The organism is Martinezella sp. CNPSo 3890, assembly GCF_057784455.1.
This window is the reverse complement of the sequence record NZ_JBXSOR010000005.1, coordinates 97,647-114,713: the sequence shown is the minus strand read 5'-3', so window position 1 is coordinate 114,713 and position 17,067 is coordinate 97,647. Positions and strand designations below refer to the sequence as shown.

Here is a 17,067-nt window from a genome sequence, read left to right as displayed (position 1 = left end):
TCAGCCTGCCTTTGCCATTTGCATGAGAGTTACGCGCTGCTGGAGACGCCGCTGCGCCTGATCCACGACGACAGCGATGATGATGACCAATCCTTTGATGACCATCTGCCAGAAGGATGAGACGCCCATCATCACAAGGCCGTCCGAAAGGATGCCGATGACGAAGGCGCCGATGATCGTGCCGCCTATGGTGCCGCGGCCGCCCGACATGGAGGTGCCGCCGAGCACCGCTGCCGCGATTGCGTTCAGCTCGAAGCTTTCACCGGTCGCCGGATGCGCCGCCATCAGCTCCGACGATATGACAATGCCGACGATGGCAGCGCAGAGCCCCGAGAACATGTAGACGAAAATCTTGACCACATCGACGCGGATGCCGGACATGCGCGCAGCGCGCTCATTTCCGCCGACGGCGAAAATGTGCCGGCCGATCGGTGTCGAGCGGGCGACATAGGCGGCGAGTAGCGCCAGCACGATCAGGATCCAGATGGAAACGGGCAGACCAAGCATGCGGCCGGCGCCGAACACATCGAAGCCTGTCGTATCGTATTCCGGTCGGCCCACCAGGTTCGGAAAGGTCTGACCGTCGGACGACAGGAGCGCGAGGCCGCGGGCGATATAGAGCGTTCCGAGCGTGGCGATGAAGGGTGCGACGTTGAGCTTGGTGATGAGCAGGCCGTTGATGAGCCCGATCAGCAGCCCGACGGCCAGCGTGATGAGAATGATCTCGTAGATGTTGAAGTAAACGGTATAGCCGATCGGCAGTTCGACGCCGTTGAGGATAAGGGCGCCTGCCACCATGCCGCAGAGGCCGACAATTGAGCCTACCGATAGATCGATCCCGCCGGTGACGATCACGAAGGTCATGCCCATGGCGAGAAAGGCGTTGAGCGCGACATGCTTCGACATCAGGATGATGTTGGCGGTCGAGGTGAAGTTCGGTGCAAAGATCGCAAAGAAGATGACGACGGCAAACAGCGCGATGAAGGTCCTGAGCTTCATCAGCGTCAAGAGAACGGAGCCGTTCGAGCGATTGGTCGCAAAGGCGGAGGACGTGTCTGCGGTCATGACGCGAGTTTCCCTGTATGTCCGTGTCCCTTGGCGGATGCCGCGATGATGGCCTCTTCCGTCGCTTCGCTTCGGTCGAGAACGGTCACGAGCTTGCCGTTGCTGAGCACTGCGATGCGGTCCGAAAGTGCCATGACCTCTTCAAGGTCCGATGTTGAAAACAAGATTGCCAGACCCTTGCCCGCGAGCCTACGCATGGTGCGGAAGACGTCGGCCTTGGCGCCGACATCGATGCCGCGGCTCGGCTCATCCATCAAAAGCACCTTCGGATCGGTCATCAGCGCTTTGCCGATGACGACCTTCTGCTGGTTGCCGCCGGACATGGAGGTGACCTCGAAATCTGGATTGGGCGCCTTGATCGAGAGATCGCGGATCATCTCGCGAATGGCGTTCTTTTCGGCACCCGGATCGATATGGAAAAACAGCCGGGCGAAGCGGCTGAGGCTCGCAAGCGTTAAATTGCTGGCGATGGACAGGACCTGCACCAGTCCCTCGCGCTGACGGTCCTCGGGGATCAATGCCAGGCCTTGCCGGATGCGCCGGGTGGTGTCGCGGGCGCGAACCTCGACCCCATCGATGTAGATCCGCCCGGTCGAGTGCATATGCCGGCCCATCACACATTCGAAGAATTCGCTACGCCCGGCACCCATCAGGCCGTAGATGCCGAGGATTTCGCCGGCGCGCACCGATAACGAGACATGATCGACGGCAAGGCCGCCCGTGCGCCGCGGCAGGCTGATCTCCTCGGCACGGAAGGCTTCTTTGCCGATCGCATGGCCGCCGTCCCTGGCGAAGTCCTTGGCATCCGATCCGATCATCGAGCGGACGATCCATTTCGTATCGATATCACGAACCATCGCCTGACCGGTGATCTGCCCGTCGCGCAGCACGGTGATGTAGTCGCCGATCCGCATCAGCTCTTCGAGCCGGTGCGAGATATAGACGATGGCGACGCCTTGAGCCTTCAGTTCCACAATGACCTTGAACAGAATGTCGACCTCAGCCGCAGATAACGCCGATGTCGGCTCGTCCATGATGAGGATACGGGCGTCAAGCGATATGGCCTTGGCGATCTCGACGAGCTGCTGCTGCCCGATCGGCAGGTCTTCCACCATGGTTTCGGCGCCTATGCCGGCATCGAGCCGATCCAGAAACGCGTTGGCCCTTGCGATCTGCGCCTTGTGATCGATACCGAAAATGCCGCGGGTGATTTCGCGCGTGGCGAAGATGTTCTCGGCCACCGTCATGTTGGCAAAGAGATTGAGCTCCTGGAAGATCATGCCGATTCCGCGGGCCTGTGCGTCAGCCGGGCTGCCGAAGGAGACTTCCTCGCCCTCGAGCAGGATGCGGCCCGAAGTCGGCCGTTCGACCCCGGCGATGACTTTCATCAGGGTAGACTTGCCGGCACCGTTTTCGCCGACGAGCACATTGACCGCGCCGCGGTGCAGCTCGAGGTTGGCGTGCCTGACGGCGACGATGCCTGAATAGACCTTGGAAACGTCCTCCAGGCGCAGGATGATGTCGTTGCTTGGGGTTCCGCTCATGATCATTGCCCCAATGTCAGGGCCGAAGGCGTGATCAGGGGAAGCTGGCCGGATGGCGGCAGCGGAAACGCGCCCGTTACGGTGATCGTCTTTCCGATCAGCTCGTTGCGAGGCAGAGCTGCCAGAAAGGACGAGTTTGCCTTCTCATTGAAGGCTTTGCCGAATTGAGCCCACTCGATCTGATTTCTGAATTCGTTGAAGTCCAGGAAATCAAGCGCGTCGCGTAGCGCCGTACCTCGGATCGCAGGGCCGATCTGTACCTTCGCGTCCGGCTTGCCATCGCCATCCACATCGACGTCGAGGGTTCCGGCGCGAGAGGCTGTGTCGGCAGCCACGATCTTGCCGCTCAGTTTGACGGCATAAGTCCACGGCGATGAAGCCTGTTTTCGCGGGTTTCCGTATTTTGCGCCGGCATCGTCCGGATTGGCGGCTATGGCTTGCAGCACCGTCTTAATGTCACCCGCGCGCTTCTCAATAGCGGGCAGTGCCTGGGGTTGCCAGATCGCCTCCACCTTGGCTGCGGGGTCGAAGGCACTCTTTGCCGCCGCTGCCGCCTTCTCCTCGGGCGTCGGCGTTTTGATAATCTTGCAGCCGGGCAATGCCGCCGCCAAAACAAGGGCCACGAGCGCGCCTCTGGTCCTCAACATGCAATGCACCTCGATCTCGCAGGAAAGACATCGGGAGAGCGCGGTTCCGCGCCCTCCCACTTAGTGGTCCGCTATCAGTTCTTCAGTGCGAAGGTTTCGAGCTTGTCGGCGTTGTCGGCATTGATGAGGACGCAATCCATCAATTGCTTCTCATCCTTCGGCGCCGTCTTGTTTTTGATATAGGCGTCGGCCTGTTCGACCGCCTTCTGGGCCTGGGCGTAAGCCGGCTGCATGACCGTCGCCTTGATGCCGCCCGCCTTGATGGAGTCGCGCACATCGTTCGACCCGTCGAAACCAACGACGATCACGTCCTTGCGGCCGGCGGCCTGCAGAGCGGCAATTGCGCCCATCGCCATAGTGTCGTTGCCCGAGATCACGCCCTTGATATCGGGATTTGCCTGCAGGATAGTTTCCATCTTGGCATAGGCTTCGGTCTGGCTCCAGTTCGCCGACTGCTTGGCGACCAGCTTCAGGTCGGGATAGTCGTCGATGACGTCGTGATAACCCTGCGAGCGGATACCGGCATTGGTATCGGCTTCGCGGCCGACGAGCTCGGCATAGTTGCCCTTCTCGCCCATCAGCTTGACGAATTCCTGCGCGCCGAGCTGCGCGCCCTGGTAATTATTGGAAACGATCTGGGCGACGGCGATGCCGGTGACGTTGATTTCGCGATCGATGAGGAAGGAGGGGATGCCCGCATCCTTGGCCTTCTTCAAGGCGGCGACCGTCGCATCCGCACCAGCATTGTCGAGGATGATGGCCTTGGCGCCACGCCCGATCGCTGTGTCGATGACTTCCGATTGCTTATTGGCATCGTCGTCATGCGTCATGACGAGCGTGTCGTAGCCCAGCTCCTTCGCCTTGGCTTCGGCGCCGACGGCCTCTGCCTTGAAGAATGGATTGTCGAAGGCCGGCGTGATGATGGCGATTAGGTCGGCCGCGAAGGCCGGCATCGCCGTGCCCAGCGCCAGTGCGGCGGTAAAGGCTGCAAGTGTCAGTCTGCGTGTCAGTTTCATGGTCTCCTCCCAGTTATGAAACAGGCCCTGTTCCCGGCAGGGCGGCAAGGGGCGGGCATTGCCCTCCCGGGGGACGTCGATCAGGTGATGCGACGGATGCTTTCTGCGATCTCCTGCGGCTCGAAAACCTTCTTCCAGTCGTCGCGCATGAGGGCAGGGATGCCGAATTCTATCGCCTTGTTGCAGGCATCGGAGAACACGCCGTCGACTTCCTTGAAGATGACGGCGCCGAGTACGTTCATGTGGCCGAGCAGGAAGTCGCGGGCGGCTTCCGCCGGAACGCCGCGGGCGACGCACTCATCCATAGCCTGACGCATGACGACGAGCAGCGAGGCGCAGACCGTTTCTGAAAGGCCCGGCTCCAGCATCGCCATCTGCTCGACGGTGACCCGGTGCGAACGCATGACCGGCGCCCAGATGACCTTGGCGATTTCCTCGCCGAGCGCATAGGCGCTTTCCGGACCTTGCATCAGTGCCGAAACGATATGCTGCTTGGCAAAGAGGCCGCCGAAATGGTCCTTCTTGGCCTGCATCTCAGTCTCGTCGTTGAAGATCGGCGGATGGCAGGGATGGGTGACGAAATAGGTGAGGTCCTCGCGCTGCGGCAGATGGCCTGCAAAGGGGGCGGCGGCGTCGAGCGCGACAACCATCGTGCCGGGCTTCAGCTTATCGACGATGCCGGTGGCAACCTTGCCGATCGCGGTATCCGGTACTGCAAGGATCACGACCTCTGCGCCGTCCAGCGCGGCATCGACGGGGACGCAATCAATAGAAAGGTCATTCTTCAGGCGGGCCTTGCCGGCATCGCTGACCTCGACATGGCGCACATCGAAGCGCGAGCCTTTCAGGTTCTTGGCGAGCCGGTAGCCCATTTTGCCGCCGGCGCCGAAAAGAGCAATTGCAGTCATCTTAGTACCTCGTTCACTTTCAATGTGTGGTATCGCAAGTGGTATAATGAGTCAATGAGTATGCCAATATCATACCGAAGAATGCCGCAGCTATGATCCCCTCCCGTCGCGGATCTGCGCGAAGTAATCGTCGGTGCCGACCTGCCCGCCTTTCAGCGCGATCTGCAGGCCATTGGTGGGCGCGTAGCTGCCATGGGCGGTGCAAAGCGGCGAGCCGGGGGTTTGCGGCAATGGAAGAAGCGTCGTCAGGGCCTCGACGCGCACTTCCTTGAGCGCGTGGCTCGACGTGTCGCCGCCGGCAATGACGACGCGACCGAGGTTTTCCTGCTCGATTAACTGCCGCAGGATCGTGCCGAGAGCCTGCCCCAGGCGATGGCGGGCGCCGGGAATGCGGTCGATATCGCCGCCGCGGTCGGCGGATGGGCCGAGTGCCGTATGAAGAATGACGCTGCGGCCGGCCTTGAGGCTGGCCACGCCCGCGGCGACGGCTGCGTCCAGAGCACGCTCGCCGCTCTCGCCGACAAGCTCTATGGGATCGAGATCGATGCCGTCAAAACCGTCGGCTGTGGCACGCCGGATTTGCCGTTCGGTCGTCGGCGATACGCTGCCGGAGACGACCGCGAGGCGGTCGACCTTGCCGGGAGGAGCAAACTCCGGCTTTTCTCCGATCAAACCTTCGTTGCGCCAGGCATTGAGAAGGGCATATTCGACACCGGACGAGCCTGCGACAAAAGCATTGCCTTTGCCTGCAAGGCGCCACAGCTGATGTCCTGCGGCAGCCTGGGTTTCCGGGCTGTCGACATCAAGCAGCAGGACACCCTCCTTGCCTCTCGCCAGAGCATCGAGCCGCGCATCGGCATCGGCTGCCTGGATCGTGATGAGATCGGCGAGGCTGACGGGGAGGGACGTCTGCCTGCTCAGATGCAAGGTGAGATCGGCCTCATCCATTGGCGTAACGGGATGCCGGCTCATGACCGGATGCCGGTCGATGCGAAAGACTTCGCCTTGGTAGGCCGCGAAAAGGTGGCCGAAAGCGGTGTAGCGTTTCAGCTGCGGCGCTCCGACCACAACGGGCACGACGGGTTGTGCAAAGAGCGCTTTGCCGATCTCGATCGCCTTGCCGATGTTGCCGATGACGGGACTGGAATCGAAGGTCGAGCAGACCTTGTAATGGCATATCGCGGCATCGAGGCTCTTTAGCCATTCGATTGCAGGCGTCAGATGCTCATCCATCCATTGCGGCGTTTCGCTGCGGCTGGTGCCGGCAATGCCGATGGCGCGGCAATCCTTGAACCGCTCCAGCATGGCTTCACCTGGAATGCCGAGGAAGAGAGCCGTCGGCACGCCATTTGAGGCAAGCGCCTCCATGACGTCGGTGGAGCCGGTGAAATCGTCGCCGTAATAGCTGAGAAGAAGGTTGGACATTGCTGTTAGGCGTCCTTGCCGTCACTGAATTTTGCGATTGAGGCGGCAAGCTCCGGATGATCCCTCGCATAGTCGGCAAGCGGTATGTCCGAAACCGCTGCCTGCCAGGCCTGCTGGATGGCGCGAACGCCGGCCGCCGGTCCGAAGGGATGGCTGACGATGCCGCCGCCACAGAGATAGAGAAGGTTCGTTGTCCGGCCGGTGCGCTGGTAGGTTTCCGGCGCCTGGCCGCCCCATTGACCGGAGCCGGCGACAGGAAGCGGACAGTCTGTGGGATCGAAGAGCGGCGTACTGATGGCCTTGAAGGATTCGACGAAGCTATCGTCCGGTTCCCAATATTTGACCCTGATGCCGTTGATCTGGAACTGGTCGACGCCGAGCAAGCGCCAGAACTGCTGGTACACCTTGAAATCCATGCCGGCGCCGGGATGGCGCGTCAGCACATCCCAACCATTGCGATGCGCATGCAGGACGAGGCTGGAGCGCTTGCGCAGGAAGCTCATGCCGCCGAACCCGATAGAGTTTATGTTGACAACAGCGCAATTGCCGCCGGCCTTCAGCACGAGATCGTGGTTGCGCATCATCTCATCGGGATCGGCATGCGAAATGCCGAAGGCATACATGACCTTCTTGCCCGTCTTCTGCTCGTGATCGAGGATCAGCGGCATGATGGCTTCGACGCGCTCTTTGAGCGGCGAATAGGCCGGGCTCATCAGCTTCTCGTCATCCTTGATGAAATCGACGCCCGAGCCGATCAGCTCGCCGACAAGCGCGGCCGTTTCCTCTGGCCGAAGACCGAGCGCCGGCTTGACGATCGTGCCGATGATCGGGCGACCGCTGACTCCGGTCAGACGCAAGCTGCCGGCAACCCCGAATTGCGGGCCGGGATGCGCATCACGGAAGGCCTCCGGCAGCTTCATATCGACGATGCGGATGCCGGTCATGCCCTTGATCGAAAAGACGCCGCCGATCGCGATCGTCATCAGCGCCGTAAGATCGGTGCCGATGGCATCCAGCGGGAAGGCGATGTCGACATCGGCGCGATGGATCGGGCCATGGTCCTCGGCCACCTCCGGCCAGGTTGAACGCTCGGCGTCGGCAAGGGGGCGGATCGCGAGGACACGCGCGGCCACACGCGCCTTGAGCTCTTCCGTTTCGCCCGGCACGGCGACAAAGGTGCCGGTCGACTGATCGCTGGCGATCTTACGAGCCATCGCCTCGATGCTGCCGGGCGTTTCAATACGGTAGGTGATGGTGATGGTCATGAGTGGATGAATGCTCCTCTCGCCGACGATTTTTCGCGTGGCGCAAACTGGTGATCTGGTATAATGAGTATTCCAACTTCTGCAACGATTTTTTTGTCCGGTTGCAGATAAGGCGACTCGTATGGGCTTCCGCCATGGCGGCCAAAAATGCATAAGGGAGGAAAAGCTTTGGGAAAGCGGGATTCCATGAGCCAGCCAGTCGAACAAATTGTACGTCGAAAGCTATCCGATGAAGTATTCGACCGATTGGAGCGGTTGATCACGTCGGGAGAGCTCAAGCCTGGCGATGAGATGCCGTCCGAGCGTGTTCTTATGGAGCGCTTCGGTGTCGGGCGTCCGGCAATCCGCGAAGCCATGCAGGCACTTGCCAATATGGGGCTGGTCAACATTTCCCACGGCGAACGCGCCAAGGTGCTTCAGTTGACGGCGAAGTCGATCTTCCGGCAGGTCGACCTCACCGCAAAGATCATGCTGTCGCAATCATCCGATTCGCTCGAACAGCTGAAGAGCGCCCGCATCTTCTTCGAGCGCGGCATGGCCCGCGAGGCGGCCCAGCGTGCAAGCAAGAAAGATGTCGCCGATCTCAATGAGATCATCGAGCGGCAGCGCGCGTCCCTCGGACACGCCGAGGACTTCATTTCTGCCGATATGCAGTTCCACACGCGCATCGCTCAGATTTCCGGCAATCCGATCTTCGCGGCTGTCAGCGAAGCGATGCTCGCATGGCTGAAAGCCTATCACACCGACATGCTGATCTGGACCGGCAAGGAAAAGTTCACCCTAGTCGAACATGAGGAAATCCTTGCGCGCCTGGCTGAAAACGATGCAGATGGCGCCGAGCAGGCAATGCTCAAGCATTTGGAAAGATCGCGCGCGCTCTACACAAAATGAACATCCGTTCTCGCCCCCGCGCCGGCACGGCGCCTGGATGCCCCCTGTCGTAATTCCTCCCAAATCCCAATGGAATCTATTGGTACTCAAATGAGGTGTGCGTGATGATTGATTTCTTTCAGCGAAACATGGCGCTTTTCCTGGCCGCCCTGATGACAGCAGTGGCCGTAACACTTTACAATCTGAGCTGCCTTCTGCTCAGGCATCATCATGCGCTGCTGCACAATCTGCATCATGCGGCAGGCGCCCTGGTCCTCCTTGCAGGCTTCTACACCATGATCCGCTACATGCAGGCGCTGCCGGATGATGAAGGCTAGAAATACGCCAAACTCCGAAATTCGAGCCGGCAATTTCAGATAGAGTTCAGCCTGCGCGGCTATATCCTCGACCTGTCCCGATGCGAAATCGGCGACGCCCTAACCAGGTGTTGCCAATTTCAAACCGGGAACCAGTTTCACAGCTAGTTCGTCGCACCACTCCGGTGCAAAGCCCCCATGAACAACTGAGGATATCAAAACGTGGCTGATGTTTGTACGCAAGGCGTGGATACGGGCTTCGTTGCCCTGGGCTATGCCAAGATTGCAATTCTGGGCATCGTGCAGGGATTGACCGAGCTGCTGCCGGTTTCGTCCACTGCCCATATGCGCCTGGTGCCGGCCCTGCTTGGCTGGCAGGACCCCGGTTCTGCCTTCTCGGCTACGATGCAGCTAGCAGCACTCGCCGCGATCGTCTCCTATTTTTGGAGCGACGTTCGTTACGTCACATTTGGGTCGCTCGATGCCATCAGGCAAAGGGACTGGAGTTCTCCCTCCATACGGCTTGCGATCGCCATCGTGATCGCGACCGTACCGATCGTGATCGCCGGTCTGCTGCTGTCATCCTCCCTGAATGCCTGTGGCACCTCGCTCCGCAGCCTTTGGGTGATCGGTATCGCCTGCCTGGTCATGGGCTTGTTGCTGGCGATCGCCGAACTCTACAGCCGCCATCGGAAAGACATTGAGCAGATGACGCTGATCGATGCTCTGTTCGTCGGCATCACGCAGGTCGGCGCGCTCGTTCCCGGCGTTTCTCGCTCTGGTTCGACGCTGACCGGCGCGCTCTTCCTCGGATTGAAGCGCGAGGAAGCCGCCCGATTCTCCTTCCTGCTCGGCTTGCCTGCCATTGCGCTCGCCGGCTTGAAGGAACTGTATGAGCTTCATAAGGCGCATATTCCGATGGAAGCCTGGTCGGTTCTGCTCGTCGGCCTGATCGTCGGCAGCATATCGTCGTTCATCACCATCTGGGGGCTGATGCGCTTCCTGGAGCGCTTTTCGACCTGGCCTTTCGTCATCTACCGAATCGTGCTCGGCGCCGTCATTCTTTTTGGCGTGCTGACCATGGGCTGGGCCTGAGCAAACTGATTTTTAGCGTGCTGCGGACTTAAAAGGTGGCGCTGCTCTGGAGAGCAGCGCCTTTTTCGTTGCGGAGCGACTATCCGAAGACCAGGCCGCCATCGACGATCAGGTTCTGTCCGGTAACGGCCCGTGCCCAAGGGCTTGCAAAGAAAAGAACCGCATCGGCAACCTCGTGGGGCGTGGTGACGCGGCGCAGCGGCGTATTCGCGGCTATGATGTCGAATACAGATTCCGGAGTAGCGCCACTTGCATCCGTCGTGCGCAGAAGGCCGCCGGAGACCATGTTGACGGTGATTCCGAGTGGCCCGAGTTCGGCGGCAGCCGTGCGGGTGAGCGACAGCAATGCCGCCTTGGCGGCTGTATAATCGTGATAGGGCACCACGGGGTTTTGGAAGAGATTTGTACCGATCGTAACAATCCGTCCAAAGCCTGCCTGCGCCATCGCCGGCCGCGCCGCTTGTATGAGGTTCAAGGCGCCCTCCAGCGCGGTTTCCAGCTGCCTGGTCATCTCGGCCCAGCTCAAGGCATCCAGCTTCGAACGTGCGTCACCGTTGAAGCTGAAATCAGCCAACGCATTGTGGACGATGGTCGTCGGCACGCCGAAATACCCGGTCACCTCGAAGACGAGCCGCTTGGTGTCTTCGAGGTCGCGGATATCGGCTTGAAAGGCCTTTGCATGATCGCCGAGCTTTGCTGCGAGCGCCTCCGCGCTCTCGCGGCTGGCGCGATAGTTGACCGCCACTTTCGCACCTTCCCGGGCGAAGGCCGTCGCTATCGCGGCACCAAGGCCGCGTCCCGCACCGGAAACGATGACAATCTGATCTTTGAGTGAGAGGCTCATTTCTCTGCTCCTTGTCTGTTTGGCCAGAGCGCATGGAAATGCTGCACAGGCCCGTGGCCGCTTCCGACGGAAAGCTGGCCTGCGGCAGCAACCGCGGCGGCGAGATAGGTCTTGCCGACGGCGACAGCTTCGGGAAGCGACAGGCCCTTGGCGATCTCTGCCGCGATAGCGCTGGAGAGCGTGCAGCCTGTTCCATGCGTATTCTTGGTCGGCAGCCGCTCCGCCTCGAACCAGGTCACATGATCGCCGCTTGCGAGCACATCCGGGCTTTCATCCCCTTCGAGATGACCACCCTTGACGAGGACTGCCGAAGGCCCGAGCATGGCCAAAGCAAGCGCCTGACACGCCATGTCTTCGCGGCTTTTCGCCTCCACGTCATGCAACAGCGCAGCAGCTTCGGGCAGGTTCGGTGTAACGACGGTCGCCAGCGGCAGCAGCCGCGTGGTCAGCACGTCAACGGCATCGGCAGCCAGTAGGGCGGCGCCACCCTTGGCGATCATGACCGGGTCGAGGACGACGGGTACATCGCGATGTCGCGCCAGAATGTCCGCGACGGCACTGGCGATGGCGGCATTGGCGATCATGCCGATCTTGACGGCATCCACATGGACGTCGGCAAAGATCGCATTGATCTGGTCTGCCACGAAATGTGGAGGCACCGGATGGACGCCGGAGACGCCTTGCGTGTTTTGCGCGGTCAAGGCAGTCAGCGCTGCCATTCCATAAACGCCGCGGGCAGAGAAAGCCTTCAGGTCGGCTTGAATGCCAGCGCCGCCGGAGGGATCGGAGCCAGCGATGGATAAGACATTGCGGATCATTGGCGAGCCTCCTTGATGGTGTTCGCGATGACAGTTGTCGCGGCTTGCGGGTCCGGTTGGCCGCATATGGCCGAGACGACCGCGAGACCATCGGCTCCGGCCGAGTAAACGCTTGCGGCATGCTCTCCCTTGAGGCCGCCGATCGCGACCGATGGAACGGGGCATAGCCTGACGATGCGTGCAAGCCCGTCGAAGCCGATCGGCTGCTTGTGATCGGGCTTGGTGGGCGTGGCAAAGACCGGGCCGATCCCGGCATAGTCGACGATGCCGGGATCTATGGAGGAAGCGAGAGCTTCCGTTTCCACCGAGAGGCCGAGGATCATGTCCGGCCCGATCAGGCGGCGTGCTTCGGCGGCATTCATATCCTCCTGTCCGATGTGGAGGCCATCGGCGCCAATGGCGATGGCAGCCTCGACATTGTCGTTGACGATCAGCCGGACATTCGTTCTGTGCAGGATTTCCTTGAGGGCGCGGCCCGTCTCGATCATGGCGGCTGTCGGTGCATGCTTGTCGCGCAGCTGTACGATGGTTGCGCCGCCGGCAATGGCTGCACGGGTGGTTTCAATCATGCCGAGATCGGCACACAGCATGGGATCGAGGACGAGATAGAGCGAGAGATCGAAGTCTTTCATGCCGCCGATATCCCTGCATTGCGATCCAGCACTTCCGGGCTAAGGCCGGCGAGGGCGTCGAGGAAGCGCCAGGAAAAGGAGCCCGGCCCGTCTGCAGCCGCTCCGGCCTGTTCGCCGGCGACGGCAAAGACCGCGAGCGCCGCAACGGTCGCATCGAATGGATCATCCGGCGTTGCTGCGGCAAAGGCGCCGACGAGGCAGGTCAGCGAGCAGCCGAGGGCCGTCACCTGCGGCATGAATGACGAACCGCCGGCGATGCGCTTTGCCCTCCGCCCGTCAGTCACGAAATCCGTAACGCCGGTAACTGCAACGACGCAGCCATGCTTTCCCGCCAATTGCCGGGCGGAATCTTCCGCGTGTTCGACGGCGTCGCGGCTATCGACGCCCTGGCCGCGGCTCGTGCCGCCGGCAAGCGCGATGATCTCGGATGCATTGCCGCGAATGATCGCCGGCTTTAGCTCGATCAATTGCGCGACCGCCTTGCGGCGGAACGTGGTCGCATAATGGGCGACGGGATCGAGGACCCAAGGCTTGCCCGCCTCGTTTGCCGACCGGGCAGCCTTCAGCATGCCCGCAAGCCAGCCGGACGAGAGCGTGCCGATATTGATCGTCAGCGCGCCGGAGATAGCGGCAAACTCGCCGGCCTCCTCTTCGGCATGTACCATTGCCGGCGATGCCCCGGCGGCAAGCATCACATTGGCCGCGATATTCATGGCGACGAAATTGGTGATGCATTGCACCAGCGGAGGGTTAGCCCGCATGGTGCGAAGCAGATTGCCTGCAGTTGTCTGGTCTTGCATATCGCCCCTTTCAGGCGGGCGAGACGCACAGGGACGACGTGCTGGTACTTTACGAGGTCCCGAGCGACTCCCTCCGCCAGCATGATCTGGTTCAGGTTCGAAGGGTGCTTCTCAGCCCGCCGGATGGCGGACGCCCCTGTCTCTCATCTCTCTTCTTTTCGCAGACAAAGACGGCGCTGTCACCAGCAAATTACAAAAGTCATGCTGGCGAGTGAGATTGCCTGCTTTCTCGGCGACCCATGCGATGGATGCATAGGTGGAGTGATCCCTTAGCTCTGCAAAAACCTGTGGGCTTCGACTATATATTTCTCATCGAAGCGACGGGAGCGCCAAGCACGGCCGCTCAGCTTCGAAAGCCCAAGGAAAGGGGATCATCATGAACGTAGCACGCTCTTTCAATAACTGGCGCAAGTATCGTCAGACGGTCGCCGAACTGGGCCGTATGTCCACGCGCGAACTGCATGATCTGGGTATCGATCGCGGCGAAATCCGCAATGTTGCCCGCGCAGCGATCGCTCGCTAACGGCCGCACCGGCTCCTTATAAAGCTGAATTATGCCAGCGCCTGTTCCCTTGAGCAGGCGCTTTTGCTTTATGAATATCACCGTTCCTTTTCGCCGCGCTTGCTGAAGATTGCATCAATTTAGCTCTCTGCTTTTCGCATGGCGCATAACTGCCTTGCAAAGAAATGCCTATGAACTGAGCAAAAGACTGGTATGTTCTTCTCATCGAAGCGATGCATCTCCTCCCGCATCCCTTCGCTTCGCAGACGTCCTTATCCTCCTCCCAGGGACGGCTGCAGGAATAGCGGAACTCCTCCTCCCATCCGCTGTTCGGTTCTTGTAAAAAGCCTGCCGCTCCTCCTCCCGCGGCAGGCTTTTTCATTTCATGGACCTCCAGAAGATTGGCAATGACCTAACTTGGAAATGAGGCGACGCAGCTCAGCCCAAGCGGCAGGAGCGCTTCCGCATTAAAGTGTGCGCATTCTCCTCTCGCAAAAATGAAGAGCGGCCCCTATGTGCGACCTATGTAGCGCGCTACATCGAAGATCGCCCAAATTCGATTCCCGAAAAAGGAGGATGCCCATGACCGGTTCTGCCGAATATACGCCGCCGAAAATCTGGACCTGGAACAAGGCCAATGGCGGCCAGTTCGCCAATATCAATCGCCCGATTGCCGGCCCGACTCACGAGAAAGAACTGCCGGTGGGACGTCATCCCCTTCAGCTCTATTCGCTTGGAACGCCGAATGGCGTGAAGGTCACCATTATGCTCGAAGAGCTGCTGGCACTTGGTCACAGCGGCGCGGAATATGATGCCTGGCTGATCAAGATCGGCGAGGGCGATCAGTTCGGCAGCGGTTTCGTCGATGTCAATCCGAACTCGAAGATCCCGGCTTTGCTCGACCGCAGCGGTCCGAAGCCGGTCCGCGTTTTCGAATCGGCCTCGATTTTGATGTATCTCGCCGAGAAATTCGGCGCCTTCCTGCCTACCGAGCAGCCGGCTCGGGCCGAATGCATTTCCTGGCTGTTCTGGCAGATGGGCAGCGCGCCCTATCTCGGCGGCGGCTTCGGTCATTTCTACGCCTATGCTCCGACAAAGATCGAATATGCGATCGATCGCTTCGCCATGGAAGTGAAGCGTCAGCTCGACGTGCTCGACCGTCGGCTGGCCGAAAGCGAATATATCGCCGGCAGCGACTATACGATCGCCGATATTGCCATCTGGCCGTGGTACGGCGGCTTGGTCAAAGGCTGGCAATATGGCGCGGCCGAGTTCCTGCAGGTGCAGGATTACAAGAATGTTCAGCGCTGGGCAGAGCAAATCTACGCGCGTCCTACCGTCAAGCGCGGCCGCATGGTCAACCGCATGTCGGGCGATCCATCCGAGCAGCTGCGTGAGCGCCACGATGCCAGCGACTTCGAGACGAAGACGCAGGATAAGCTGGAAGCCGCTGGCTGATACGACAATTCCCTTTTGCTGAAATGAGCTCGCGGTCCTCCGGATCGCGAGCTTTTTATTGCTCTTGCCACCGGCGTTGCCGGTCTCGACAAGTCAGCCTCGCTCCACCTTGCGAAGCATAAAGTTCGGCTGCCGAGGGTCCGTCGCTCGGCATAGAGCGCGGCGCGATCCTGCGAAGCGTTTTCGAGTTCGGCGAAAGAGGAATGCTTCTCCATGCAGCAAATTGCTGACGACTGTACCCTGGATGAGAACGTGACCGCGGGTGCGTCGTCGCAGCAGCGAGGCGAGGCGAGGGGTGCGCTTCTGAAACATCTGGTGTCGGGCGGCGACGAACGGCTGGATTGCGATCCGGTCAGCGGGCTCAACATGTATGGCTATGGCCCCTCGCCCCGACCCGAAGATCTCGCTTTCGGTTCGTCGACGGCATCGACCATCTCCGCCGCCGCCTTTGTCGCGGTCGAATCCTATTACGCGGATTTGACGCAGGAGATGGAAACAAGCTCGCCGAAGGCTATCTACGACCGCGAAATCGGGCGCGTGCGTGACAATCTGCTGCGCTTGCTTGGCCTCAGCCAATCGTCGCAGCCGCGGATCGATGCCATTCTGGCCACATCGGGCACGGACATCCATCTTTTTTCGGCCTCGCTGTTGGCAGGCGAGGACGAACGTGCCCTGATGACCATCACGCTGATGGGGAACGAGACGGGCAGCGGCGTCATGACGGCGTCGGCCGGGCGGCATTTCATGAGCCGCGTCAGCAGCGAGCGAGCTGTTGTCAAGGGTGAGGAATTGCGGGCGGGCGACGCGACGCGCAACGCCGCCATTGCTGTGCGCAACAAGGATGGCTCTCTTCGCACCGAGAGCGAGGTGGAGGAGGAGTTGCGCGGCCTCATCGAACTTGCCCGCGCAGCCGGCCTCAGATGCCTGCTTGTGGTCACGGACGTTTCGAAAACCAGCCTGCTGGCCCCGGGTCTCGGGACCGTTCTGCGTCTGAAGCAGCGCTTCGGTCCGTTGCTGGATATCATGATCGACGCCTGCCAGTTTCGCCTGTCGGCGGCGACGATCCGCGCATATCTCGCCCATGGCTTCATGGTCGCGCTCACGGGTTCGAAATTCCTTGCCGGACCGATTTTCAGCGGGGCGCTTCTCTGCCCGCCCCAAATGTCGGAGCGCTTCAAATCGTGCGCACTGCCAGCGGCCTTGGCGGATTATTGCGGAAAGGCAGAGTGGCCGGAGGGCTGGGCCGCTCGCGATATCTTGCCGGATAGAGCCAATTTCGGCCTGCTGCTACGCTGGAAAGCCGCGCTGTTCGAACTCGGACGTTTTCTGGATATTCCTGAAGATCGCGTGGTCGCCGTTTTGTCCGCCTTTGCCGACGCCGTCTCTGATCGTCTTGCGAACGATCCGGCCTTCGAGCCTTTGCACAGCCGGCCATTGGACAGGCGTGAACTGGGGGGCGCATCATCGGCTCTTCGCTGGGACGAGATTCCCTCCATTTTCTCGTTCTACCTGCGCAATTGCACGGATGGCGCGATGCTGACTGCGACGGAAATGGCGGCGGTCTACAAGGAGCTGGCCATCGACGGTGATGGGGTTGCGTCCGTGCGTCTCGGGCAGCCCGTTCGCTGCGCCGATTTTGGTGATGTACCGGCAAGTGCCCTTAGAATTTGTTTGAGCGCGCCGCTGGTCGTGGCTGCTTCCAAGAGCGATGAAGCGCTTGCGACGGTGATCGCGCAAGCGATGCTGGTTCTGGATCGCACCGCCGAGGCAGCGGCTCGACTAAGCGCCGGTTCCAACATCAAGGAGATGCGCCGCAGTGCCTGAAGCGCGTGGTGGAAACCCGCTTCAGCTGGCATAGTCC

At 60.7% G+C, this 17,067-nt stretch carries 18 protein-coding genes and 1 riboswitch; of the genes, 6 read left to right on the top strand and 12 right to left on the bottom strand.

Annotation, left to right across the window (positions count from 1 at the left end; translation table 11 throughout):
- From AC13RC_RS15145 to oiaX, 7 genes are all read right to left on the bottom strand, one after another.
- Positions 1-1,065, bottom strand: coding sequence for an ABC transporter permease (locus AC13RC_RS15145; RefSeq protein ID WP_113332709.1), 1,065 nt, complete (start codon positions 1,063-1,065; stop codon positions 1-3).
- Positions 1,062-2,615, bottom strand: a complete 1,554-nt coding sequence (locus AC13RC_RS15140; protein ID WP_488557627.1) for a sugar ABC transporter ATP-binding protein — start codon at positions 2,613-2,615, stop codon at positions 1,062-1,064. The genes AC13RC_RS15145 and AC13RC_RS15140 overlap by 4 nt, the downstream gene beginning before the upstream one ends.
- Positions 2,612-3,256: a DUF2291 family protein gene (locus AC13RC_RS15135; RefSeq protein WP_145317886.1), complete on the bottom strand. Its 645-nt coding sequence runs from the start codon at positions 3,254-3,256 to the stop codon at positions 2,612-2,614. The genes AC13RC_RS15140 and AC13RC_RS15135 overlap by 4 nt, the downstream gene beginning before the upstream one ends.
- A gap of 74 nt (positions 3,257-3,330) precedes the next feature.
- Positions 3,331-4,272, bottom strand: coding sequence for a D-ribose ABC transporter substrate-binding protein (locus AC13RC_RS15130; RefSeq protein WP_113351124.1), 942 nt, complete (start codon positions 4,270-4,272; stop codon positions 3,331-3,333).
- Positions 4,273-4,352: 80 nt separating this feature from the next.
- Positions 4,353-5,180, bottom strand: coding sequence for a phosphogluconate dehydrogenase C-terminal domain-containing protein (locus AC13RC_RS15125; protein WP_113351125.1), 828 nt, complete (start codon positions 5,178-5,180; stop codon positions 4,353-4,355).
- Positions 5,181-5,270: 90 nt separating this feature from the next.
- The gene (locus AC13RC_RS15120) at positions 5,271-6,605 is read right to left on the bottom strand and encodes a four-carbon acid sugar kinase family protein (protein WP_488557626.1); all 1,335 of its coding nucleotides are present in this window, start codon (positions 6,603-6,605) and stop codon (positions 5,271-5,273) included.
- 5 nt (positions 6,606-6,610) lie between these two features.
- The gene (gene oiaX, locus AC13RC_RS15115) at positions 6,611-7,870 is read right to left on the bottom strand and encodes a 3-oxo-isoapionate-4-phosphate decarboxylase OiaX (RefSeq protein ID WP_488557625.1); all 1,260 of its coding nucleotides are present in this window, start codon (positions 7,868-7,870) and stop codon (positions 6,611-6,613) included.
- 186 nt (positions 7,871-8,056) lie between these two features.
- Here oiaX and AC13RC_RS15110 point away from each other — a divergent pair, with 186 nt between their 5' ends.
- From AC13RC_RS15110 to AC13RC_RS15100, 3 genes are all read left to right on the top strand, one after another.
- Positions 8,057-8,761, top strand: coding sequence for a transcriptional regulator NanR (locus AC13RC_RS15110; RefSeq protein WP_069615499.1), 705 nt, complete (start codon positions 8,057-8,059; stop codon positions 8,759-8,761).
- A gap of 104 nt (positions 8,762-8,865) precedes the next feature.
- Positions 8,866-9,078, top strand: a complete 213-nt coding sequence (locus AC13RC_RS15105; protein ID WP_113332702.1) for a hypothetical protein — start codon at positions 8,866-8,868, stop codon at positions 9,076-9,078.
- 201 nt (positions 9,079-9,279) lie between these two features.
- A complete protein-coding gene (locus AC13RC_RS15100; RefSeq protein WP_113351128.1) occupies positions 9,280-10,152 on the top strand; it encodes an undecaprenyl-diphosphate phosphatase in 873 nt (290 codons plus the stop codon).
- A gap of 79 nt (positions 10,153-10,231) precedes the next feature.
- Here AC13RC_RS15100 and AC13RC_RS15095 read toward each other — a convergent pair whose 3' ends face one another.
- Genes AC13RC_RS15095 through thiM form a run of 4 tightly spaced genes read right to left on the bottom strand, consistent with a single transcriptional unit; the run spans position 10,232 to position 13,246 of the window.
- Entirely contained in the window at positions 10,232-10,996 is a 765-nt protein-coding gene (locus tag AC13RC_RS15095; protein ID WP_488557624.1) for a 3-oxoacyl-ACP reductase, read from the bottom strand.
- The gene (gene thiD, locus AC13RC_RS15090; protein WP_488557623.1) at positions 10,993-11,814 is read right to left on the bottom strand and encodes a bifunctional hydroxymethylpyrimidine kinase/phosphomethylpyrimidine kinase; all 822 of its coding nucleotides are present in this window, start codon (positions 11,812-11,814) and stop codon (positions 10,993-10,995) included. The genes AC13RC_RS15095 and thiD overlap by 4 nt, the downstream gene beginning before the upstream one ends.
- Entirely contained in the window at positions 11,811-12,446 is a 636-nt protein-coding gene (gene thiE, locus AC13RC_RS15085) for a thiamine phosphate synthase (protein ID WP_488557622.1), read from the bottom strand. Before thiE ends, thiD begins: the two co-directional genes overlap by 4 nt.
- The gene (gene thiM / locus AC13RC_RS15080) at positions 12,443-13,246 is read right to left on the bottom strand and encodes a hydroxyethylthiazole kinase (RefSeq protein ID WP_488557621.1); all 804 of its coding nucleotides are present in this window, start codon (positions 13,244-13,246) and stop codon (positions 12,443-12,445) included. The genes thiE and thiM overlap by 4 nt, the downstream gene beginning before the upstream one ends.
- A gap of 51 nt (positions 13,247-13,297) precedes the next feature.
- Positions 13,298-13,394: riboswitch (TPP riboswitch) on the bottom strand.
- A 228-nt stretch (positions 13,395-13,622) separates the two neighbouring features.
- Here thiM and AC13RC_RS15075 point away from each other — a divergent pair.
- Positions 13,623-13,769 (top strand): DUF1127 domain-containing protein, encoded by a 147-nt coding sequence (locus tag AC13RC_RS15075; RefSeq protein ID WP_015342994.1) that lies wholly within the window; start codon positions 13,623-13,625, stop codon positions 13,767-13,769.
- A gap of 16 nt (positions 13,770-13,785) precedes the next feature.
- Here AC13RC_RS15075 and AC13RC_RS15070 read toward each other — a convergent pair whose 3' ends face one another.
- Complete coding sequence (locus AC13RC_RS15070) at positions 13,786-14,130, bottom strand: hypothetical protein (RefSeq protein WP_488557620.1); 345 nt, start codon at positions 14,128-14,130, stop codon at positions 13,786-13,788.
- Between the two features lie 200 nt (positions 14,131-14,330).
- Between AC13RC_RS15070 and yghU the strand changes: the two genes are divergently transcribed.
- Together yghU and AC13RC_RS15060 are read left to right on the top strand one after the other, a co-directional pair.
- Positions 14,331-15,206, top strand: a complete 876-nt coding sequence (yghU, locus tag AC13RC_RS15065; protein WP_113351133.1) for a glutathione-dependent disulfide-bond oxidoreductase — start codon at positions 14,331-14,333, stop codon at positions 15,204-15,206.
- 213 nt (positions 15,207-15,419) lie between these two features.
- A complete protein-coding gene (locus tag AC13RC_RS15060; protein ID WP_488557619.1) occupies positions 15,420-17,030 on the top strand; it encodes a hypothetical protein in 1,611 nt (536 codons plus the stop codon).
- Positions 17,031-17,067 lie beyond the last annotated feature (37 nt).

Coding starts and splice junctions, on each gene's coding strand:
- AC13RC_RS15145 (WP_113332709.1), bottom strand. CDS start 1,065: ATGACCGCAGACACGTCCTCCGCCTTTGCGACCAATCGCTCGAACGGC.
- AC13RC_RS15070 (WP_488557620.1), bottom strand. CDS start 14,130: ATGAAAAAGCCTGCCGCGGGAGGAGGAGCGGCAGGCTTTTTACAAGAA.
- oiaX (WP_488557625.1), bottom strand. CDS start 7,870: ATGACCATCACCATCACCTACCGTATTGAAACGCCCGGCAGCATCGAG.
- AC13RC_RS15105 (WP_113332702.1), top strand. CDS start 8,866: ATGATTGATTTCTTTCAGCGAAACATGGCGCTTTTCCTGGCCGCCCTG.
- AC13RC_RS15135 (WP_145317886.1), bottom strand. CDS start 3,256: ATGTTGAGGACCAGAGGCGCGCTCGTGGCCCTTGTTTTGGCGGCGGCA.
- AC13RC_RS15140 (WP_488557627.1), bottom strand. CDS start 2,615: ATGATCATGAGCGGAACCCCAAGCAACGACATCATCCTGCGCCTGGAG.
- AC13RC_RS15130 (WP_113351124.1), bottom strand. CDS start 4,272: ATGAAACTGACACGCAGACTGACACTTGCAGCCTTTACCGCCGCACTG.
- AC13RC_RS15125 (WP_113351125.1), bottom strand. CDS start 5,180: ATGACTGCAATTGCTCTTTTCGGCGCCGGCGGCAAAATGGGCTACCGG.
- AC13RC_RS15095 (WP_488557624.1), bottom strand. CDS start 10,996: ATGAGCCTCTCACTCAAAGATCAGATTGTCATCGTTTCCGGTGCGGGA.
- AC13RC_RS15120 (WP_488557626.1), bottom strand. CDS start 6,605: ATGTCCAACCTTCTTCTCAGCTATTACGGCGACGATTTCACCGGCTCC.
- AC13RC_RS15075 (WP_015342994.1), top strand. CDS start 13,623: ATGAACGTAGCACGCTCTTTCAATAACTGGCGCAAGTATCGTCAGACG.
- thiE (WP_488557622.1), bottom strand. CDS start 12,446: ATGAAAGACTTCGATCTCTCGCTCTATCTCGTCCTCGATCCCATGCTG.
- AC13RC_RS15110 (WP_069615499.1), top strand. CDS start 8,057: ATGAGCCAGCCAGTCGAACAAATTGTACGTCGAAAGCTATCCGATGAA.
- AC13RC_RS15060 (WP_488557619.1), top strand. CDS start 15,420: ATGCAGCAAATTGCTGACGACTGTACCCTGGATGAGAACGTGACCGCG.
- thiM (WP_488557621.1), bottom strand. CDS start 13,246: ATGCAAGACCAGACAACTGCAGGCAATCTGCTTCGCACCATGCGGGCT.
- thiD (WP_488557623.1), bottom strand. CDS start 11,814: ATGATCCGCAATGTCTTATCCATCGCTGGCTCCGATCCCTCCGGCGGC.
- yghU (WP_113351133.1), top strand. CDS start 14,331: ATGACCGGTTCTGCCGAATATACGCCGCCGAAAATCTGGACCTGGAAC.